A 21,175-nucleotide genomic window follows, 5' to 3' on the forward strand; every position below is an offset into this window, starting at 1 on the left:
TTACTTACCAGCCTTTCCGACCTTGCGGCGGATGATCTCGCCTGCGTAGCGGATGCCCTTGCCCTTGTAGGGGTCAGGCTTGCGCAGCTTGCGGATGGTTGCAGCGACCTCGCCGACCTGCTGCTTGTTGATGCCTGCGACCGAGAGCTTGGTGGGGCTGTCGACGGTCAGGGTGATGCCCTCGGGAGCCTTGACGGCGACCGGGTGGCTGTAACCCAGAGCGAATTCCAGGTCGCTGCCCTTGGCCTGCACACGGTAACCCGTGCCCACGATCTCAAGGTTCTTCTTGTAGCCCTCGGTGACTCCGACGATCATGTTGGAGATCAGCGTGCGGGTGAGGCCGTGGAGCGACCGCGACTCGCGCTCGTCGTTCGGGCGCGCGACGGTGAGGATGCCCTCGTTCAGGGAGACCTCGATGGGGCTGGGAACCGTGTGGCTCAGCTCGCCCTTCGAGCCCTTGACGGTGACCTCGCTGCCGTTGACTGCGACCTCGACACCGGCGGGAACGGTGATGGGGAGACGTCCAATACGTGACATTATTCTTTCCCTTTCCCGTTACCAGACGTAGGCGAGGACTTCCCCACCCACACCCTTCTTGGATGCCTGGCGGTCCGTGAGCAGACCGGAGGACGTGGACAGGATGGCGATGCCGAGGCCGCCGAGCACGTGGGGCAGGTTCGTGGACTTGGCGTACACGCGCAGACCGGGCTTGGAGATACGGCGGATGCCGGCGATGGAACGCTGGCGGTCCGGTCCGAACTTGAGGTCGATGGTCAGCTTCTTGCCGACCTCCGCTTCCTCTTCCTTCCAGCCGGCGATGTAGCCTTCGGCCTTGAGGATGTCCGCGACGCGGGCCTTCAACTTGCTGTACGGCATGGACACGGAGTCGTGGTAAGCCGAGTTTGCATTGCGCAGACGCGTGAGCATGTCTGCGACAGGATCTGTCATTGTCATGTGGGCTCTTGCCCTTCCTCGAAACGGTTTCCGGGCTCCGGACGGCACTCAGGGTGCCGGCTGGAGTGGACCTGCAACGTAGTTAGATTAATCTTCGGATTTGAAGGGGAAGCCGAGCGCCTTGAGGAGCGCGCGGCCCTCGGCGTCGGTCTTGGCGGTCGTGACGACGGTGATGTCCATGCCACGCACGCGGTCGATACGGTCCTGGTCGATCTCGTGGAACATGGACTGCTCCGTGAGGCCGAAGGTGTAGTTGCCGTTGCCGTCGAACTGCTTGCCGTTGAGTCCGCGGAAATCGCGGATACGGGGCAGGGCGAGGGAGATCAGGCGGTCCGTGAATTCCCACATGCGGTCGCCACGCAGGGTAGCGTGCGCACCGATGGGCATTCCTTCGCGGAGCTTGAACTGCGCGATGGACTTGCGGGCCTTGGTGACCTGCGGCTTCTGGCCCGTGATCGCGGTGAGGTCCTTGACGGCCCCGTCGATCAGCTTCGAGTCCTTGGCGGCGTCACCGACACCCATGTTCACGACGACCTTGACCAGGCGCGGGACCTGGTTGACGTTGGAGTAGTTGAACTCCTCCTGCAGGGCGGCCTTGATCTCGGACGCGTAGCGTGCCTTCAGGCGGGGAAGAACCCGGGCTTCTGTGGTTTCGACAGTCATTACAGATCCTTCCCTGATGACTTGGCCACGCGGATGCGGACAACGCGCTCGCGGCCGTCGCGCTCGACGGTCTCGGTGCGGTATCCGACGCGGGTCGGCTTCTTGGTCTCGGGATCGACGACGGCGACGTTGCTGATGTGCACGGGTGCCTCGACAACCTCGATGCCACCGGTCTTGGTGCCGCGCTGCGACTGCCCGACCTTGGTGTGCTTGGTGATCCGGTTGATGCCTTCCACGAGGACGCGGTTGGTCTCGGGGAACACCTTCAGTACCTTGCCCTGCTTGCCGCGGTCTCCGCCGCGGTCCTGCTTGGCTCCGGTGATGACCTGGACGAGGTCACCCTTCTTGATCTTGAGCTTTGTCTTCTGTGCCATGGACTACAGCACCTCCGGCGCCAGCGAGATGATCTTCATGAAACGCTTGTCGCGGAGCTCGCGACCGACAGGGCCGAAGATACGGGTACCGCGGGGGTCGCCGTCGTTCTTTAGGATCACTGCTGCGTTCTCGTCAAACTTGATGTAGGAACCATCCGCGCGGCGGCGTTCCTTCTTGGTGCGGACGATGACCGCCTTGACGACGTCACCCTTCTTGACGTTGCCGCCGGGGATCGCGTCCTTCACGGTGGCGACGATGACGTCGCCGATGCCTGCGTAGCGGCGCCCGGATCCTCCGAGAACGCGGATGGTCAAGATTTCCTTGGCCCCCGTGTTGTCGGCGACCTTTAGCCGCGACTCCTGCTGAATCACTTATTACTCCTGTCGTCGCGCCGGTTCTCTTCTCGAGCCTTGCGGAACGGATATGGGTGGGCCCCGTAATACTGGTACTCAGCACGTGCACGCCGGGCGCGCGGCTGTGCGTGGATCGTGTGCACAGCGGATTTGTGATGAACAAGATTATCGGGCTTTTGCCTATTTGCCCGGTGTGAAGGAAACCCCCGGAGGGATGCCCCGCAAGCGGAAGTCCTGGGCAGGAGACCTGCGGAGGAACCCTCGTGAGGGCATGCGCCAGCCCACCAGACAGACAAGGTTCTTATCGTATCGCGAAGATGCCCCGGACGCGAAATTGCGTCCGGGGCATCTGCTGCAGGGCCGGCGGGCCGGCGTGCTGCTCGGGTGTTACTTGGCCTTCTCGATGACCTCGACCAGGCGCCACCGCTTGGTAGCGGACAGCGGGCGGGTCTCGCTGATGAGGACCATGTCGCCGATGCCGGCGATGTTCTCCTCGTCGTGCGCCTTGACCTTGGAGCTGCGACGAAGCACCTTGCCGTACAGGGCGTGCTTCACGCGGTCCTCGACCTCGACGACGATCGTCTTTTCCATCTTGTCGGAGACGACGTAGCCACGGCGTACCTTGCGGTAGCCGCGCGAGTTGGCGTCGTGGACGGCCTTCTCGGTTCCTACGGTCGTTTCGCTCTGCTGCTCACTCATTTGGCGTCCTCCTCAGAAGCCTCGGTGTCCACGGAAGGTTCGTCCTTCGTGGAGGCCTTCTTGGCTTTCTTGGGCTTATCCGCCTTCGCGGGCTTCGCTTCCTCGACGGGAGCTTCGACCTCGGGACGGATGCCCAGTTCGCGCTCACGCAGCACCGTGTAGATGCGTGCGATGTCGCGCTTCACCGAACGAAGGCGACCGTGGCTTTCGAGCTGGCCGGTGGCCGACTGGAAACGGAGGTTGAACAGCTCCTCCTTGGCCTTGCGCAGTTCTTCCACCAGACGGTCCTTATCGAAGCCGTCCAGCTGGTCTGTTGCCAGTTCCTTTGAACCCAGAGCCATAACTATTCACCACCCTCACGATGCACGATGCGTGCCTTCAACGGCAGCTTGTGGATCGCGAGGCGCAGGGCTTCGCGGGCTACCTCTTCGGAAACACCGGACAGTTCGAAGAGAACCCGTCCCGGCTTGACGTTGGCCACCCACCACTCGGGAGAACCCTTACCGGAACCCATGCGGGTCTCGGCAGGCTTCTTGGTCAACGGGCGGTCCGGATAGATGTTGATCCAGACCTTTCCGCCACGCTTGATGTGGCGGGTCATGGCGATACGAGCGGACTCGATCTGGCGGTTGGTGACGTATGCCGGGCTCAGAGCCTGGATACCCCATTCGCCAAAGCTGACCTCGGTGCCGCCGGTTGCAGCGCCGGAACGACCCGGGTGGTGCTGCTTACGGAACTTGACTCGACGTGGGATAAGCATTTAAGCCTGTCCTCCTTCAGTCGCAGCGGGGGCTGCGGCGGTCTCGGCGGGTGCCGAGGCACCCTGGCCCTCGGAGCGCTCGGGCGCACGACGACGACGGTCTCCGCCGCGGTCGCCACCACGGTCGGCGCCGGCAGGGCCACGGCCCGGACGGTCTCCACCGCGGCCACGGGAGGGAGCTGCTGCAGCCTGGGCTGCGAGTTCCTTCGCCGTGACGTCACCCTTGTAGATCCAGACCTTCACGCCGATGCGGCCGAAGGTGGTCTTCGCTTCGAAGAAGCCGTAGTCGATGTTGGCACGGAGCGTGTGCAGGGGAACGCGTCCCTCGCGGTAGAACTCCGAGCGGCTCATTTCGGCGCCACCCAGGCGACCGGAGCACTGGACACGGATGCCCTTGGCGCCGGCACGCTGTGCGGACTGCATGGCCTTCTTCATCGCGCGGCGGAAGGCCACGCGGGAGGAAAGCTGCTCGGCGATGCCCTGGGCGACAAGCTGGGCCTCCATCTCGGGGTTCTTGACCTCGAGGATGTTCAGCTGGACCTGCTTGCCGGTGAGCTTCTCCAGCTCGCCGCGGATGCGGTCCGCCTCTGCTCCACGGCGACCGATGACGATGCCCGGACGTGCCGTGTGGATGTCCACGCGGACGCGGTCGCGAGTGCGCTCGATCTCGACCTTCGCGATGCCGGCCCGGTCCATGCCGGTCGACATGAGCTGGCGGATCTTGATGTCTTCGCGGACGAAGTCACGGTAGCGCTGGCCCGGCTTGTTGCTGTCGGCGAACCAGTGTGACCTGTGGTCGGTGGTGATGCCGAGTCGGAACCCGTGCGGGTTTACTTTCTGTCCCACTTAGCGGACCTCCACTTTCTCAGGGGTAGCGACGACAACCGTGATGTGGCTGGTCCGCTTGTTGATGCGGAACGCGCGGCCCTGGGCACGCGGACGGAACCGCTTCATCGTGGGGCCTTCATCGACGAATGCTTCGCTGATGATGAGGTTGTCCTCGTCGAAGGCGACGCCGTCACGGTCCGCGAGAACGCGGGCGTTGGCGACTGCCGACTGGACCACCTTGAAAACCGGCTCCGAAGCAACCTGTGGGGCAAACTTCAGAATAGCCAGAGCCTCATTCGCCTGCTTACCACGAACAAGGTTGACGACGCGCCGGGCCTTCATAGGCGTTACGCGGATATGACGCGCAATAGCCTTGGCTTCCATTGCTTTCCTTCTCTCGTCTTAGCCGTAAGAGCAGCGCCTAGCGGCGCTTGCCCTTGCGGTCGTCCTTAACATGGCCGCGGAAAGTCCGCGTGGGAGCGAATTCGCCGAGCTTGTGCCCGACCATCGACTCGGTGACAAACACCGGGATGTGCTTGCGTCCGTCGTGCACCGCGATCGTGTGCCCGAGCATGTCGGGGACGATCATGGAGCGGCGGGACCACGTCTTGATGACGTTCTTCGTGCCCGATTCGTTCTCGCGAGCGACCTTTACGTAAAGGTGCTGATCGACGAAGGGGCCTTTCTTCAGGCTGCGTGGCATGTCTCCAGGCTCCTATCGCTTGTTCTTGCCGGAACGACGACGACGCACGATGAGTGAGTCGCTCTCTTTGTTGGGGCGACGGGTACGGCCTTCGGCCTTACCGTTCGGGTTGACCGGGTGGCGTCCACCGGAGGTCTTGCCCTCGCCACCACCGTGCGGGTGGTCGACCGGGTTCATGGCGACACCGCGGACGGTCGGGCGGATGCCCTTCCAGCGGTTACGGCCGGCCTTGCCCCAGTTGATGTTCGACTGCTCGGCGTTGCCGACCTCGCCGATCGTCGCGCGGCAGCGGACGTCGACGTTCCGGATCTCACCGGAGGGCAGTCGCAGCTGGGCGAAGCGGCCTTCCTTGGCGACGAGCTGTACCGACGCACCGGCGGAGCGTGCCATCTTCGCGCCGCCGCCTGGGCGGAGCTCGACGGCGTGGATGACGGTACCCACGGGGATGTTGCGCAGCGGCAGGTTGTTGCCGGGCTTGATGTCGGCCCCGGCGCCGGCCTCGACGAAGTCGCCCTGCTTGAGCTTGTTCGGCGCGACGATGTAGCGCTTGGTGCCGTCGACGTAGTGCAGGAGGGCGATGCGCGCGGTGCGGTTGGGATCGTACTCGATCTCGGCAACGCGGGCGTCGACGCCGTCCTTGTCGTGGCGGCGGAAGTCGATCAGGCGGTACTGACGCTTGTGTCCACCACCCTTGTGGCGGGTCGTGATCTTACCGGTGTTGTTGCGTCCACCCTTCTTGGGGAGGGGACGAACCAACGACTTTTCCGGCGTCGATCGGGTGATTTCAGCGAAGTCGGCAACGCTCGAGCCACGACGGCCCGGGGTTGTCGGCTTGTATTTACGGATTCCCATAACTCAATTCCTCGTTAAAGTGGTCTCCGCTCTAGGAGAGCGGACCGCCGAAGATGTCGATCGAGCCCTCTTTGAGGGACACGATGGCACGCTTGGTGCCCTTGCGCTGGCCCCAGCCGAACTTGGTGCGCTTGCGCTTGCCAACCCGGTTGATGGTGTTGATCGACTCGACCTTCACGGAGAAGATCTTCTCGACCGCCAGCTTGATTTCTTCCTTGTTCGAGCGCGGGTCGACGAGGAAGGTGTACTTGCCTTCGTCGATCAGGCCGTAGCTCTTCTCCGAGACGACGGGTGCAATGACGACGTCGCGCGGATCCTTTGCGATGGTGCCGCTCACTTGGCATCCTCCTCGGAGATGGCGTCAGCCGATCCGACGAACTGCTCGTAGGCGGCCTGGGTGAAGATCACGTCGTCGGACACCAGCACGTCGTACGTGTTCAGCTGGTCGACGTAGAGGACGTGTACTGCGGGTACGTTGCGCACCGACAGCGCGGCGACATCGTTGGCACGCTCGATGACGACGAGCAGGCGGGGCCGCTCGGAGATCGCACGCAGGGTCTCGATGGCACCCTTGGTCGACGGCTTGTCGCCGGTGACCAGGGACTCGAGGACGTGGATACGGCCGTTGCGTGCCCGGTCGGAGAGTGCACCGCGGAGAGCGGCGGCAATCATCTTCTTGGGGGTGCGCTGGCTGTAGTCGCGGGGCGTCGGTCCGTGGACCACGCCACCGCCGGTCATGTGAGGTGCGCGGATCGAACCCTGGCGGGCACGACCGGTTCCCTTCTGCTTGAACGGCTTGCGGCCTGCGCCGCTCACCTCGGCGCGGGTCTTCGTCTTGTGCGTACCCTGACGGGCAGCCGCAAGCTGGGCCACGACGACCTGGTGCAGCAGGGGGATGTTGGTCTGTGCATCGAAGATCTCAGCGGGGAGATCGACCTTTACAGTGTTGGCAGCCATTTGGCTATGCTCCCTTCACGGCGGTGCGTACGAGGACGACCTGGCCGCGGGCGCCGGGGACGGCACCCTTGATCAGCAGCAGCGACTTCTCTGCGTCGACAGCGTGAACCCTGAGGTTCAGCGTGGTCTGACGAACGGCGCCCATGCGGCCTGCCATTTTCATTCCACGGAAGACGCGGCTGGGGGTGGATGCTCCACCGATGGAACCGGGCTTGCGGTGGTTCTTGTGAGCACCGTGCGAGGCTCCAACACCGTGGAAACCGTGGCGCTTCATGACACCGGCAAAACCCTTGCCCTTGGTGGTGCCGATGACGTCGACCGTCTGGCCGGCTTCGAACATCTCTACGGAGAGTTCCTGACCGAGCGAGTAGGAGTCGGCGTCGGACGTCCGCAGCTCGACCACGTGACGGCGGGGCGTGACGCCTGCCTTCTCGAAGTGGCCGGCGAGCGGCTTGGTGACCTTGCGGGGATCGATCTGGCCGAAGCCGATCTGGACGGCGGTGTAGCCGTCCTTGTCCGCGCTGAGGAGCTGGGTGATGACGTTGGAGTCAGCCTGGACGACCGTGACCGGGATGAGGACGTTGTTCTCGTCCCAGACCTGGGTCATGCCGAGCTTGACGCCCAGCAGGCCCTTGACCTGGCGCGTAAGTGAAGTAGACATGTGTATCCGCTCTCCCTTACAGCTTGATTTCGATGTTCACGTCCGCAGGCAGGTCGAGACGCATCAGCGAATCGACGGCCTTGGGCGTGGGATCAATGATGTCGATCAGACGCTTGTGAGTACGCATTTCGAAGTGCTCACGGCTGTCCTTGTACTTGTGCGGGGACCGGATGACAACGAATACGTTCTTCTCCGTGGGCAGGGGCACGGGGCCCACTACCGTTGCGCCTGCGCGCGTCACCGTCTCAACGATCTTCCGTGCTGAAACATCAATGACCTCGTGGTCATATGACTTCAGCCGGATGCGGATTTTCTGTCCCGCCATGGCGTCTCGACTCTCTCTCTACATAACTGCCTGGGCAGTTCCGGTACGTACGTACATTTCCTGCGTCCGTTGTGCGACGCTTCCCCGCAGGCTGAATCCGGAAGAATTCCGGGTTCCTCACCCTGCCAGGGCTCCGACCCCCGCGCTCGGGCGTGTCGCTTTTCCTAGACACACACGGTCCGCGAATTCCGGCCGAGCCGAACGGGGTGGATTATATTTGGGCCGCACGTGCCGGCGGACCAGATCCCTGCATCAGGCATTATCCTGACCGGGAGAAGGTCTCAGACCGCGCGCGCGAGCGCTTGAACAACTTATCCAGTGTGGCAGAGACGCCGGGATAACGCCAATCGGGAAGCCCCTGCCACTCCCCTACCCGACGATCCGGACGACGCTCCCCCTCCGACCACGAACGGGCAATTCGCACTGGAGCATCGACACAGGAAGGGCCCCGCTGCAACAGCAGCGGGGCCCTTCCGAACATCACGTCGGCAGTCCGAAGACTACTTCAGGATCTTGGTGACACGTCCCGAACCAACGGTGCGGCCGCCTTCGCGGATCGCGAAGCCGAGGCCCTCTTCCATGGCGATGGGCTGGATGAGCGCAACGGTCATCTCAGTGTTGTCGCCGGGCATAACCATTTCGGTGCCCTCGGGGAGGGTGATGACACCGGTTACGTCCGTGGTGCGGAAGTAGAACTGCGGGCGGTAGTTCGAGTAGAACGGGTTGTGACGCCCGCCCTCGTCCTTGGCCAGGATGTAGACGTTGGCTTCGAAGTCGGTGTGAGGGGTGATGGAACCCGGCTTCACGATGACCTGGCCGCGCTCTACGTCCTCGCGCTTGATGCCGCGCAGGAGCAGACCACAGTTCTCGCCTGCCCAGGCCTCGTCGAGCTGCTTGTGGAACATCTCGATACCGGTGACCGTGGTCTTCTGGACCGGACGGATACCGACGATCTCGACCTCGGAGTTGATGGCCAGGGTTCCACGCTCGGCGCGGCCGGTGACGACGGTTCCACGACCGGTGATCGTGAAGACGTCCTCGACGGGCATGAGGAAGGGCTTGTCCTTGTCGCGCACGGGGTCCGGCACGTTGTTGTCGACAGCTTCCATCAGTTCCTCGACGGACTTGACCCACTCGGGGTCGCCTTCGAGGGCCTTGAGGCCGGAGACGCGGACTACAGGAGCCTCGTCGCCGTCGAAGCCCTGCGAGCTGAGCAGTTCGCGGACCTCCATCTCGACGAGGTCCAGGAGCTCCTCGTCGTCGACCATGTCGGACTTGTTCAGCGCGACCAGCAGGTAGGGAACGCCGACCTGGCGGGCGAGCAGAACGTGCTCGCGGGTCTGGGCCATGGGACCGTCGGTGGCGGCGACAACGAGGATGGCACCATCCATCTGGGCCGCACCGGTGATCATGTTCTTGATGTAGTCAGCGTGGCCGGGAGCGTCTACGTGTGCGTAGTGGCGCTTCTCGGTCTGGTACTCAACATGCGAGATGTTGATGGTGATGCCGCGCTGCTTCTCCTCGGGAGCCGAGTCGATCGACGCGAAGTCACGCTGCTCGTTGAGAGTGGGGTACTTGTCGTACAGCACCTTGGAAATGGCAGCCGTCAACGTGGTCTTACCATGGTCGACGTGACCGATGGTGCCGATGTTAACGTGCGGCTTAGTCCGCTCGAACTTTGCCTTCGCCACGGGTTCCTCCTAGAACGTTTGAGAAGAATTGCTTCCCAGCCGCGCTTTTCGCAGCTGAAACTCATGCAAGTCTACTGGGGGCTTTTGGTTTTGATGAAATTGCTGTGCGCTGCCGGCCCGACCGGGCCGGCAGCTGGAGAGGGGGCCGACCTGCCCTTGGACAGGCCGGCTCTCTCCGGAGATCCCGTTGCCGGGAGGGGGCTTACTCGCCGCGCGTCTTCTGGATGATCTCGTCGGCGACTGCCTTCGGGACCTCCGAGTAGCTGTTGAACTGCATCGAGTACACTGCGCGACCCTGGGTCTTCGACCGCAGGTCACCGATGTAACCGAACATGCCGGACAGCGGAACGAAGGCACGGATGACCTTCACGCCGCTGGCGTCCTCCATCGACTGCATCTGTCCACGGCGGGAGTTGAGGTCACCGATGACTTCACCCATGTATTCCTCAGGGGTGCGCACCTCGACGTCCATCAGCGGCTCGAGCAGGACGGGCTGCGCCATCCGAGCGGCTTCCTTGAACGCCATACGTCCGGCGATCTTGAAGGCCATTTCGGAGGAGTCGACGTCGTGGTAGGCGCCGTCGAGCAGCGTCGCCTTGATGCCGACGACCGGGTAACCGGCCAGCACGCCGTCGTTGAGTGCGTCCTGGATGCCGGCGTCGACACTCGGGATGTACTCGCGGGGAACGCGGCCACCGGTGACCTTGTTGTCGAACGCGTACATGACGCCTTCTTCAACCTCCATCGGCTCGATCGCGATCTGGATCTTCGCGAACTGGCCAGAACCACCGGTCTGCTTCTTGTGCGTGTAGTCGTGCTTGGCGACGGGGCGCTTGATGGTCTCGCGGTACGCGACCTGCGGCTTGCCCACGTTCGCCTCGACCTTGAACTCGCGGCGCATGCGGTCCACCAGGATGTCCAGGTGGAGCTCGCCCATGCCGGCGATGATCGTCTGTCCGGTGTCCTCGTTGAGGGACACCTGGAAGGTGGGATCCTCGGCCGAGAGCTTCTGGATGGCCGTGGAGAGCTTCTCCTGGTCACCCTTCGTCTTGGGCTCGATGGCCACCGAGATCACGGGAGCCGGGAAGCTCATGGACTCGAGGACGATCTGGTTCGCCGAGTCGGACAGGGTGTCACCGGTGGTGGTGTCCTTCAGGCCGATCGCCGCGTAGATGTGGCCGGCAAGGGCTTCCTCGACGGGAATCTCCTTGTTGGCGTGCATCTGGAACAGCTTGCCGATGCGCTCCTTCTTCGACTTCGTCGAGTTGGTCACCTGCGTGCCGGCGGACACCTGGCCCGAGTACACGCGGATGAACGTCAGCTGACCGAAGAACGGGTGCGTCGCAACCTTGAACGCGAGAGCCGAGAAGGGCTCCTCCGTGCTGGGCTTGCGCGTCAGCTCGGTCTCTTCGTCCCGGGGATCGTGGCCGATCATCGGGGGAACGTCGAGGGGCGAGGGCAGGTAGTCGATGACGGCGTCGAGCATCGGCTGCACTCCGCGGTTCTTGAACGCGGAACCGCAGAGGATCGGGTAGAGCTCGGAGTTGATCGTCATCTTGCGGATGCCGGCCTTCAGCTCCTCGATGGAGATCTCTTCACCCTCGAGGTACTTGTTCATGAGCTCGTCGGAGGACTCGGCGACGGTCTCGACGAGCGACGCACGGTACTCCTCGGCCTTCTCCTGGAGATCGGCGGGGATCTCCTGGACCTCGTACTTCGCACCCATGGTCACGTCACCCTTGGCATCGCCGGGCCAGACGAGGGCACGCATGTGGAGCAGGTCGACGACGCCGATGAAGTCGTTCTCGGCGCCGATCGGGAGCTGCAGCACGAGGGGCTTGGCGCCCAGGCGGCTGATGATGGTGTCGACGGTGAAGTAGAAGTCGGCGCCCAGCTTGTCCATCTTGTTGACGAAGCAGATACGGGGAACTTCGTACTTGTCGGCCTGGCGCCAGACGGTCTCCGACTGGGGCTCGACGCCCTCCTTGCCGTCGAACACGGCGACGGCGCCATCGAGGACGCGCAGTGAGCGCTCGACCTCGACGGTGAAGTCGACGTGCCCGGGGGTGTCGATGATGTTGATCTGGTTGTTCTCCCAGAAGCAGGTCACGGCGGCAGACGTGATGGTGATGCCGCGCTCCTTCTCCTGTTCCATCCAGTCGGTGGTGGAGGCGCCGTCGTGCGTCTCACCGATCTTGTGGTTTACACCCGTGTAGAACAGGATGCGCTCGGTAGTGGTGGTCTTGCCGGCATCGATGTGGGCCATGATGCCGATGTTGCGGACCTTGTTGAGGTCGGTAAGCACGTCCTGTGCCACGGTGTCTCCCTTATTACGAAAATGGAGTTCTGCTGGACCGCCGGCCGGGCCGTCCCTGGTGGGGTCGCGCCCCGGCCGGCAGATCTGCTACCAGCGGTAGTGTGCGAAGGCCTTGTTCGACTCGGCCATCTTGTGCGTGTCTTCACGGCGCTTGACTGCGGCACCGAGACCGTTGGACGCGTCCAGGATCTCGTTCTGGAGGCGCTCGGTCATGGTCTTCTCGCGGCGGGCCTTGGAGTAGCCGACGAGCCAGCGAAGGGCCAGGGCGGTCGAACGACCGGGCTTGACCTCGACGGGGACCTGGTAGGTGGCTCCACCGACACGGCGTGAACGGACCTCGAGGGTCGGCTTCACGTTGTCCATGGCCTTCTTGAGGGCTGCCACGGGGTCGCCGCCGGACTTGGCGCGTGCGCCTTCGAGGGCACCGTAGACGATGCGCTCTGCAGTGGACTTCTTGCCGTCGACGAGCACCTTGTTGATCAGCTGCGTGACCAGGGGCGAACCGTAGACGGGATCGAGTACGAGCGGCCGCTTGGGGGCCGGGCCCTTACGAGGCATATTACTTCTTCTCCATCTTTGCGCCGTAGCGGCTGCGGGCCTGCTTGCGGTTCTTCACGCCCTGCGTGTCGAGCGCGCCACGGATGATCTTGTAGCGGACACCGGGAAGGTCCTTCACACGTCCGCCGCGCACGAGCACGATGGAGTGTTCCTGAAGGTTGTGACCGACACCGGGGATGTAGGCGGTAACTTCGATGCCACCGTTGAGGCGCACGCGGGCGACCTTGCGGAGAGCCGAGTTCGGCTTCTTCGGGGTGGTGGTGTAGACGCGGGTGCAAACGCCGCGCTTCATGGGGCTGCCCTTGAGTGCGGGCGCCTTGGTCTTGGAGACCTTAGGTGACCGGCCCTTGCGGACCAGCTGGTTAATCGTAGGCACTTTCGTGTTCTCCGTAATGTCAGAAGATGAGATCCCTGTCGCCCTACTCCGCGGTTGCGGCCGCTTCGCAGGGCCGCGCCATCCGGAGGTCGGGATGATCAGTCGTTTGGCGCACCACCAACGAACAAGCTGCCGCGAAACGACTGTAGGCGTGCGAAAATGTGGCATTCGTTGTACAACTTACGTACAACGCGGAGATACGTTTCGCAACGCCGATCCTTTGCCACACAAACAATTGGTCCTCAGTCTACCAGAGATCCGGCACGCCCCGTCGCGCACCCCGCTCCCCCTGTGGTAGGGCGAGCACGGGGTGAACGGGAAAGGCCCCGGACCGTGGGGTCCGGGGCCTTTCCGTCCGACGGGGTTCAGCGGAAGTCGCTGTTGCCCATGTCGTAGTCGTCCAGCGGGATGGCGTGGAACTCGGGGCTCAGGCCACCCTCGACACCGGCGTAGTCGAAGTCGCTGAACGCGCTCGGACCGGTGAAGAGGTTCGCCTTGGCTTCCTCGGTGGGCTCGACCGTGACCTTCGTGTAGCGGTCCAGGCCGGTACCGGCCGGGATGAGCTTACCGATGATGACGTTCTCCTTGAGGCCCAGCAGCGGATCGCTCTTGCCTTCCATGGCGGCCTGCGTGAGGACACGCGTGGTCTCCTGGAAGGAAGCGGCCGACAGCCACGACTCGGTGGCGAGCGACGCCTTGGTGATACCCATGAGCTCGGGACGGCCGGAGGCCGGCTTCTTGCCCTCGGACACCACGCGACGGTTCTCGTCCTCGAAGCGGCGACGCTCGGCCAGCTCACCGGGGAGCAGGTCCGATTCGCCGGACTCGATCACGGTGACGCGACGCAGCATCTGGCGGACGATGACCTCCACGTGCTTGTCGTGGATGCCCACACCCTGGCTGCGGTACACGCGCTGGACCTCGTCCACCAGGAACTCCTGCGCCTTGCGGGGGCCCAGGATACGCAGGATCTGCTTCGGGTCGACCGCACCGAAGACGAGCTGCTGCCCGACCTCGACGTGGTCGCCGTCGGCGACCAGGAGGCGTGCACGCCGGAGGACCGGGTACGCGATCTCCTCGGAGCCGTCATCCGGGGTGACCACCAGGCGAAGCTGCTTCTCGGCATCCTCGATGGTGACGCGCCCTGCGACCTCGGAGATCGGGGCGACACCCTTGGGGGTACGCGCCTCGAAGAGCTCCTGGATACGGGGCAGACCCTGGGTGATGTCCTCCGCCGATGCGACACCACCGGTGTGGAAGGTACGCATGGTCAGCTGGGTACCGGGCTCACCGATCGACTGTGCGGCGATGATGCCGACGGCCTCTCCGATGTCCACGGTCTTGCCGGTCGCGAGCGAACGGCCGTAGCACAGGGCACAGGTTCCGACGCTGGACTCGCAGGTGAGGACGGAGCGGACCTTGATCTCGGCGATACCGGCCTCGAACAGTTCACCGATGAGCACGTCCCCGACATCGGAGCCCGCGGCAGCGAGCACCTCCCCCTTGGAATCGACGACGTCGGTGGCCAGCGTACGTGCGTACGCCGAGTTCTCGACCTCCTCGTGCAGCACCAGCTCGCCATCGGCGTTCGGCACGGCGATGGTGACCTTCAGGCCACGCTCGGTACCGCAGTCGTCCTCGCGGACGATGACGTCCTGCGAGACGTCGACCAGGCGTCGGGTCAGGTAACCCGAGTTGGCCGTACGCAGGGCGGTGTCGGCGAGGCCCTTACGGGCACCGTGCGTCGCGATGAAGTACTCCAGGACCGACAGGCCCTCGCGGTACGAGGACTTGATCGGACGAGGGATGATCTCACCCTTCGGGTTGGCCACGAGGCCACGGATACCGGCGATCTGGCGGACCTGCAGCCAGTTACCACGGGCACCGGAGGACACCATGCGGTTGATGGTGTTGTCCTTCGGCATCGCGTCGCGCATGGATGCGGCGACTTCGTTGGTCGCCTTGTTCCAGATGTCGATGAGCTCCTGGCGGCGCTCCTCGTCGGCGATGAGGCCCTTGTCGAACTGCGACTGGACCTTGGCGGCCTGCGTCTCGTAGCCCTCCATGATGCCGGCCTTGTTGATCGGCGCGGAGATGTCCGAGATGGCGACGGTGACGCCCGAGCGGGTTGCCCAGTAGAAACCGGCGTCCTTCAGGTTGTCCAGCGTTGCCGCCGTGACGACCTTCGGGTAGCGCTCCGCCAGATCGTTGACGATCGTCGAGAGCTGGCCCTTGTCAGCGACCTTCTCCACCCAGGGGTAGTCCAGGGGAAGCGTCTCGTTGAACAGCACCTGTCCGAGCGAGGTCTCGATCAGCGCCGGCGTACCGGGCTCCCAACCCTCGGGAGCCTCGATGTCGGCACTGGGCACGAAGTTGTCCACGCGGATCCGGACCACCGAGTTGAGGTGGAGCGAGCCCATGTCGAACGCCATGATCGCCTCGGCGACGCTGGTGAAGACGCGGCCTTCGCCGGCACTTCCCTCACGCTTGGTGGTGAGGTGGTGCAGACCGATGATCATGTCCTGCGAGGGCAGGGTGACCGGGCGGCCGTCGGACGGCTTCAGGATGTTGTTCGAGGAGAGCATCAGGATGCGCGCCTCGGCCTGGGCCTCGGGGCTCAGCGGCAGGTGGACTGCCATCTGGTCGCCGTCGAAGTCCGCGTTGAACGCACCACAGACCAGCGGGTGCAGCTGGAGGGCCTTGCCTTCCACCAGCTGCGGCTCGAACGCCTGGATGCCGAGGCGGTGCAGGGTAGGTGCACGGTTCAGCAACACGGGGTGCTCGGTGATGATCTCTTCGAGGACGTCCCACACCTGGGGGCGGTAACGCTCGACCATGCGCTTGGCGCTCTTGATGTTCTGCGCGTGGTTGAGGTCCACCAGGCGCTTCATCACGAACGGCTTGAAGAGCTCCAGGGCCATCTGCTTGGGCAGACCGCACTGGTGCAGCTTCAGCTGCGGGCCGACGACGATGACCGAACGGCCCGAGTAGTCGACGCGCTTGCCGAGGAGGTTCTGGCGGAAACGACCCTGCTTGCCCTTGAGCATGTCCGAGAGGGACTTCAGGGGACGGTTGCCCGGTCCGGTGACCGGACGGCCGCGGCGGCCGTTGTCGAACAGGGAGTCGACCGCTTCCTGCAGCATGCGCTTCTCGTTGTTCACGATGATCTCGGGAGCTCCGAGGTCCAGCAGGCGCTTGAGGCGGTTGTTCCGGTTGATGACGCGTCGGTACAGGTCGTTGAGGTCGGACGTCGCGAAACGGCCACCGTCGAGCTGGACCATGGGGCGCAGTTCCGGCGGGATCACCGGCACGGCGTCGAGGACCATGCCCAGGGGGCTGTTCGTCGTCGTCAGGAACGCGTTGACCACCTTGAGACGCTTCAGGGCACGCGTCTTCCGCTGGCCCTTGCCGTTCTGGATGATGTCGCGCAGCATCTCTGCCTCGGCGGGCATGTCGAAGTTCTCGAGGCGCTTCTTGATCGCCTCGGCGCCCATGGAGCCCTCGAAGTACAGGCCGTAGCGGTCGCGCAGCTCGCGGTAGAGGCCTTCGTCACCCTCGAGGTCTGCGACCTTCAGGGTCTTGAAGCGCTCCCACACCTGGACGAGGCGCTCGATGTCGGCGTCGGCGCGCTTGCGGACGTTCGCCATCTGGCGGTCGGCCGAGTCACGTGCCTTCTTCTTGTCGGCAGCCTTGGCGCCCTCGCCCTCGAGACGGGCGAGCTCGTCCTCGAGGTCCTTGGCGATCGCGGCGATGTCGGAGTCGCGCTGGTCCGTCATCTGCTTCTTCTCGAGGTCGTGCTCGGCCTGGAGGTTCGGCAGTTCGGCGTGGCGGTTCTCCTCGTCGACCGACGTGATCATGTAGGCCGCGAAGTAGATGACCTTCTCGAGGTCCTTGGGAGCAAGGTCGAGGAGGTAGCCGAGGCGCGAGGGGACGCCCTTGAAGTACCAGATGTGCGTGACGGGAGCAGCAAGCTCGATGTGGCCCATGCGCTCACGGCGCACCTTGGCACGGGTCACCTCGACGCCGCAGCGCTCACAGATGATGCCCTTGAAGCGCACGCGCTTGTACTTGCCGCAGTAGCACTCCCAGTCACGGGAAGGGCCGAAGATCTTCTCGCAGAAGAGGCCGTCCTTCTCGGGCTTGAGCGTGCGGTAGTTGATGGTTTCCGGCTTCTTGACCTCGCCGTAAGACCAGCCGCGGATTTCGTCCGCGGTGGCAAGGCCGATTCGCATGAGGCCGAAGGAGGATTCGCTGGACATAGGGTCCCTGTTCTCTCTTTGTTCTCTAAATTCTTGAAGTCTCGTGGGGTGCGGCGGGAAGTGGAATCCCCTACCGGTCCAGGGAGGTGCCCGGAGGAAGGCGGCTTCAATATTTCAAGGCCGCCCAGCGGCCGCAGAAATTTCGTTGCCGCCGTTCCGGGTACCGGACTGGACCGGTCGGGTGAACCTAGACTTCCTCGACGGAACTCGGCTCGGCCCGTGAGAGGTCGATGCCCAGTTCCTCCGCGGCCCGGAAGACTTCTTCATCCGAGTCACGCATTTCAATCGTGGTGCCGTCGGTGGAGAGGACTTCCACGTTCAGGCAGAGCGACTGCATTTCCTTGATCAAGACCTTGAAGGACTCGGGAACGCCCGGCTCGGGGATGTTCTCGCCCTTGACGATGGCCTCGTACACCTTGACGCGTCCGTGGATGTCGTCCGACTTGATGGTGAGGAGTTCCTGCAGCGTGTAGGCCGCACCGTAGGCCTCGAGGGCCCACACTTCCATCTCACCGAAACGCTGTCCGCCGAACTGCGCCTTACCACCCAGCGGCTGCTGCGTGATCATGGAGTACGGGCCGGTGGAGCGCGCGTGGATCTTGTCGTCCACCAGGTGGTGGAGCTTCAGGATGTACATGTAGCCGACGGAGATCGGGTCCGGGAACGGCTCGCCGGAGCGGCCGTCGAACAGGCGCGCCTTGCCGGACTCGCCGATGAGGCGCTGTCCGTCGCGGGTGACGTTCGTGGATCCGAGCAGGCCGACGATCTCGTCCTCGGTGGCGCCGTCGAACACAGGGGTTGCGACGGTGGTCGAGGAGATCTCCCGGGGAAGGTTCGGGAGGTTCTTCATCCACTCGGGCTCGCCCTCGATCTTCCAGCCCTGCTTGGCTGCCCAGCCGAGGTGGATCTCGAGGACCTGGCCCACGTTCATGCGTCCGGGGACGCCGAGCGGGTTCAGGACGATGTCGACGGGGGTGCCGTCCTCCAGGAACGGCATGTCCTCGATCGGGAGGATCTTGGAGATGACGCCCTTGTTGCCGTGGCGGCCCGCGAGCTTGTCGCCGTCGGTGATCTTGCGCTTCTGTGCCACGTAGACGCGGACCAGCTGGTTGACGCCCGGGGGCAGCTCGTCGTCGTTGTCGCGGTCGAAGATGCGCACGCCGATGACCGTTCCGGACTCGCCGTGGGGGACCTTCAGCGAGGTGTCGCGGACTTCGCGGCTCTTCTCGCCGAAGATGGCGCGCAGCAGGCGCTCCTCGGGGGTCAGCTCGGTCTCACCCTTGGGGGTGACACGGCCGACGAGGATGTCGCCGGCTTCGACCTCGGCACCGATGTGGATGATTCCGCGCTCGTCGAGCGCACCGAGGACCTCCTCGGAGACGTTCGGAATGTCACGCGTGATCTCCTCGGCACCGAGCTTGGTGTCGCGGGCATCGACTTCGTGCTCCTCGATGTGGATCGACGTCAGGACATCGTCGGAGACGATGCGCTGCGACAGGATGATCGCGTCCTCGAAGTTGTGACCCTCCCAGGACATGAACGCCACGAGCATGTTCTTGCCCAGTGCGAGCTCGCCCTGGTCCGTGGACGGACCGTCGGCGATGATCGAGTTGTACTCGAGGCGGTCGCCCTCGGAGACCAGGACGCGCTGGTTGTACGCGTTGCCCTGGTTCGAGCGGGCGAACTTCATGATCGGGTAGTTCGTCTCGGTGCCGTCGTCGTTGAGGACGCTGACCAGGTCGGCCGACACCTCCTTGACCACGCCTGCCTTCGTCGCGGTGACGGCGTCACCGGCGTCGACGGCCGCGTTCTTCTCCATGCCGGTGCCCACGAGGGGACGCTCGGAACGGAGCAGGGGCACGGCCTGGCGCTGCATGTTCGCACCCATGAGGGCGCGGTTGGCGTCGTCGTGTTCCAGGAACGGGATCATCGCGGTCGCGACGGACACCATCTGGCGCGGGGAGACGTCCATGTACTCGACCTCGGCGGGCTCGACGAGCACGGGCTCGCCGGAACCACCACGCGTCCGCACGAGGACCATGTCCTCGGTGAACGTGTTGTTCGCATCGAGGGGCGCATTCGCCTGGGCGATGAGGCGCTCCACCTCGTCGTCGGCGGTCAGGTAGTCGATCTGGTCGGTGACGATGCCGTCGACGACCTTGCGGTACGGGGTCTCGATGAAGCCGAACGCGTTGATGCGGCCGTACGAGGCGAGCGAACCGATGAGGCCGATGTTCGGGCCTTCAGGGGTCTCGATCGGGCACATGCGTCCGTAGTGCGACGGGTGGACGTCACGGACTTCCATGCCTGCGCGGTCACGGGAGAGACCACCCGGGCCCAGCGCGGACAGGCGACGCTTGTGCGTCAGGCCGGCGAGCGGGTTGTTCTGGTCCATGAACTGCGACAGCTGGGAGGTTCCGAAGAACTCCTTGATGGCGGCCACGACGGGACGGATGTTGATCAGGGTCTGCGGCGTGATGGCCTCGACGTCCTGGGTGGTCATCCGCTCGCGGACGACGCGCTCCATACGGGACAGGCCCGTGCGGACCTGGTTCTCGATGAGCTCGCCCACGGCGCGGATGCGGCGGTTGCCGAAGTGGTCGATGTCGTCGACCTCGACGCGGAGCTCGACGTCCCCGCCGTCGCGCTTGCCGCCGAGGGTCTTGTCACCTGCGTGCAGGGCGACCAGGAACTTGATCATCGCGACGATGTCGTCGATGTTCAGCACCGAGGCGTCGGAGTCCGTGAGGTCCTTGTCGATGCCAAGCTTGCGGTTGATCTTGTACCGGCCGACCTTGGCGAGGTCATAGCGCTTCGGGTTGAAGTACAGGTTGTCCAGGAGGGTCTGGGCAGCCTCGACCGTGGGGGGCTCGCCCGGACGCAGCTTGCGGTAGATGTCGAGGAGGGCGTCCTCGCGGGTCTCCGTCGCGTCCTTCTCCATGGTGGCGCGGATGGAGTCGTACTGGCCGAACTCCTCCAGGATCTGGCCTTCGGTCCAGCCGAGGGCCTTGAGGAGCACGGTGACGGACTGCTTGCGCTTGCGGTCGAGGCGGACGCCGACCTGGTCGCGCTTGTCGATCTCGAGCTCGAACCAGGCACCGCGCGACGGGATGATCTTCGCACTGAAGATGTCCTTGTCACTGGTCTTGTCCGCGGTGCGCTCGAAGTAGGCGCCGGGTGAACGGACGAGCTGCGACACGACGACACGCTCGGTGCCGTTGATGACGAAGGTGCCCTTGTCGGTCATGAGGGGGAAGTCACCCATGAACACGGTCTGCTGCTTGATCTCGCCCGTGTTGTTGTTCATGAACTCGGCCTTGACGTACAGGGGCGCGGAGTAGGTCGCGTCGCGATCCTTGCACTCGGCCATCGTGTACTTGGGGTCTGCGAATTCCGGCTCGGAGAAGCTCAGGGACATGGTGCCCTGGAAGTCCTCGATCGGGGAGATCTCTTCGAAGATGTCGGCCAGCCCGGAGGTCGTGGCTACACCCTGCAGCCCCTTCTCCAGCGCTTCCTCAACGCGGGCCTTCCAGCGCTCGTTGCCGACGAGCCAGTCGAAGCTGTCCGTCTGGAGGGCGAGAAGATTGGGAACTTCAAGCGGTTCGTGAATCTTTGCGAATGAGAGCCGGGGTGCGGCGCCGTCGGCGTCGACCTGGCTGGTAGCGGTTGCATTATTAGAGGTGCTCGGGGCGACCAAGAGGGATCCTTCCACAGACCGTCAGGCTTGTCAGCGCATTCGCCTCAGCACCGCCACCGCAGTATGCTGCGGGGATCTCAGTGCCCACCAGTGTCCGCCCGCGTGACCCCAACCGTATGGCCAGGTTAAACAACGAGAGCAGAGCAA

The 21,175-nt window shown here is 64.1% G+C and carries 22 protein-coding genes; all 22 read right to left on the bottom strand.

Going from position 1 to position 21,175, the window contains the following annotated elements; genetic code table 11:
• Positions 1 to 537 carry a 50S ribosomal protein L6 gene (rplF, locus tag ACX80J_RS01495; RefSeq protein ID WP_459343850.1) on the bottom strand — a complete coding sequence of 179 codons (537 nt, stop codon included), beginning with the start codon at positions 535 to 537 and terminating at the stop codon, positions 1 to 3.
• 18 nt (positions 538 to 555) lie between these two features.
• A complete protein-coding gene (rpsH, locus tag ACX80J_RS01500) occupies positions 556 to 954 on the bottom strand; it encodes a 30S ribosomal protein S8 (protein WP_043440638.1) in 399 nt (132 codons plus the stop codon).
• Between the two features lie 87 nt (positions 955 to 1,041).
• Entirely contained in the window at positions 1,042 to 1,617 is a 576-nt protein-coding gene (rplE, locus tag ACX80J_RS01505; protein ID WP_301226172.1) for a 50S ribosomal protein L5, read from the bottom strand.
• The gene (gene rplX, locus ACX80J_RS01510; RefSeq protein ID WP_301226170.1) at positions 1,617 to 1,991 is read right to left on the bottom strand and encodes a 50S ribosomal protein L24; all 375 of its coding nucleotides are present in this window, start codon (positions 1,989 to 1,991) and stop codon (positions 1,617 to 1,619) included. Before rplX ends, rplE begins: the two co-directional genes overlap by 1 nt.
• Positions 1,992 to 1,994: 3 nt before the next feature.
• A complete protein-coding gene (gene rplN / locus ACX80J_RS01515) occupies positions 1,995 to 2,363 on the bottom strand; it encodes a 50S ribosomal protein L14 (RefSeq protein ID WP_049829173.1) in 369 nt (122 codons plus the stop codon).
• A 369-nt stretch (positions 2,364 to 2,732) separates the two neighbouring features.
• Positions 2,733 to 3,044 carry a 30S ribosomal protein S17 gene (rpsQ, locus tag ACX80J_RS01520; protein ID WP_087076889.1) on the bottom strand — a complete coding sequence of 104 codons (312 nt, stop codon included), beginning with the start codon at positions 3,042 to 3,044 and terminating at the stop codon, positions 2,733 to 2,735.
• Entirely contained in the window at positions 3,041 to 3,385 is a 345-nt protein-coding gene (gene rpmC, locus ACX80J_RS01525; RefSeq protein ID WP_087076891.1) for a 50S ribosomal protein L29, read from the bottom strand. Before rpmC ends, rpsQ begins: the two co-directional genes overlap by 4 nt.
• A gap of 2 nt (positions 3,386 to 3,387) precedes the next feature.
• Positions 3,388 to 3,804 carry a 50S ribosomal protein L16 gene (rplP, locus tag ACX80J_RS01530; protein WP_459346597.1) on the bottom strand — a complete coding sequence of 139 codons (417 nt, stop codon included), beginning with the start codon at positions 3,802 to 3,804 and terminating at the stop codon, positions 3,388 to 3,390.
• On the bottom strand, positions 3,805 to 4,650 hold the full coding sequence (gene rpsC, locus ACX80J_RS01535; protein WP_459311645.1) for a 30S ribosomal protein S3: 846 nt from the start codon (positions 4,648 to 4,650) through the stop codon (positions 3,805 to 3,807).
• The gene (gene rplV / locus ACX80J_RS01540; protein ID WP_049829178.1) at positions 4,651 to 5,016 is read right to left on the bottom strand and encodes a 50S ribosomal protein L22; all 366 of its coding nucleotides are present in this window, start codon (positions 5,014 to 5,016) and stop codon (positions 4,651 to 4,653) included.
• Positions 5,017 to 5,053: 37 nt separating this feature from the next.
• The gene (gene rpsS / locus ACX80J_RS01545; RefSeq protein WP_026549122.1) at positions 5,054 to 5,335 is read right to left on the bottom strand and encodes a 30S ribosomal protein S19; all 282 of its coding nucleotides are present in this window, start codon (positions 5,333 to 5,335) and stop codon (positions 5,054 to 5,056) included.
• A 12-nt stretch (positions 5,336 to 5,347) separates the two neighbouring features.
• Entirely contained in the window at positions 5,348 to 6,187 is an 840-nt protein-coding gene (gene rplB / locus ACX80J_RS01550; RefSeq protein WP_055768070.1) for a 50S ribosomal protein L2, read from the bottom strand.
• 31 nt (positions 6,188 to 6,218) lie between these two features.
• Positions 6,219 to 6,524 carry a 50S ribosomal protein L23 gene (rplW, locus tag ACX80J_RS01555; RefSeq protein WP_087076895.1) on the bottom strand — a complete coding sequence of 102 codons (306 nt, stop codon included), beginning with the start codon at positions 6,522 to 6,524 and terminating at the stop codon, positions 6,219 to 6,221.
• Entirely contained in the window at positions 6,521 to 7,144 is a 624-nt protein-coding gene (gene rplD, locus ACX80J_RS01560) for a 50S ribosomal protein L4 (protein WP_459343851.1), read from the bottom strand. The genes rplW and rplD overlap by 4 nt, the downstream gene beginning before the upstream one ends.
• A 4-nt stretch (positions 7,145 to 7,148) precedes the next feature.
• Positions 7,149 to 7,805, bottom strand: a complete 657-nt coding sequence (gene rplC, locus ACX80J_RS01565) for a 50S ribosomal protein L3 (RefSeq protein ID WP_459343852.1) — start codon at positions 7,803 to 7,805, stop codon at positions 7,149 to 7,151.
• A gap of 16 nt (positions 7,806 to 7,821) precedes the next feature.
• A complete protein-coding gene (gene rpsJ / locus ACX80J_RS01570) occupies positions 7,822 to 8,130 on the bottom strand; it encodes a 30S ribosomal protein S10 (protein ID WP_026531952.1) in 309 nt (102 codons plus the stop codon).
• Positions 8,131 to 8,630: 500 nt separating this feature from the next.
• Positions 8,631 to 9,821: an elongation factor Tu gene (gene tuf / locus ACX80J_RS01575; protein ID WP_087076901.1), complete on the bottom strand. Its 1,191-nt coding sequence runs from the start codon at positions 9,819 to 9,821 to the stop codon at positions 8,631 to 8,633.
• 202 nt (positions 9,822 to 10,023) lie between these two features.
• On the bottom strand, positions 10,024 to 12,138 hold the full coding sequence (gene fusA / locus ACX80J_RS01580) for an elongation factor G (RefSeq protein WP_459343853.1): 2,115 nt from the start codon (positions 12,136 to 12,138) through the stop codon (positions 10,024 to 10,026).
• An 87-nt stretch (positions 12,139 to 12,225) separates the two neighbouring features.
• Positions 12,226 to 12,696 (bottom strand): 30S ribosomal protein S7, encoded by a 471-nt coding sequence (rpsG, locus tag ACX80J_RS01585; protein WP_087076905.1) that lies wholly within the window; start codon positions 12,694 to 12,696, stop codon positions 12,226 to 12,228.
• A 1-nt stretch (position 12,697) separates the two neighbouring features.
• Positions 12,698 to 13,072: a 30S ribosomal protein S12 gene (rpsL, locus tag ACX80J_RS01590; RefSeq protein WP_087076907.1), complete on the bottom strand. Its 375-nt coding sequence runs from the start codon at positions 13,070 to 13,072 to the stop codon at positions 12,698 to 12,700.
• Positions 13,073 to 13,437: 365 nt separating this feature from the next.
• Positions 13,438 to 17,331 carry a DNA-directed RNA polymerase subunit beta' gene (locus tag ACX80J_RS01595; RefSeq protein ID WP_301226153.1) on the bottom strand — a complete coding sequence of 1,298 codons (3,894 nt, stop codon included), beginning with the start codon at positions 17,329 to 17,331 and terminating at the stop codon, positions 13,438 to 13,440.
• Between the two features lie 187 nt (positions 17,332 to 17,518).
• The gene (gene rpoB / locus ACX80J_RS01600; protein ID WP_301226152.1) at positions 17,519 to 21,028 is read right to left on the bottom strand and encodes a DNA-directed RNA polymerase subunit beta; all 3,510 of its coding nucleotides are present in this window, start codon (positions 21,026 to 21,028) and stop codon (positions 17,519 to 17,521) included.
• Positions 21,029 to 21,175 lie beyond the last annotated feature (147 nt).

The sequence above is a fragment of the Arthrobacter rhamnosi genome (assembly GCF_054510975.1).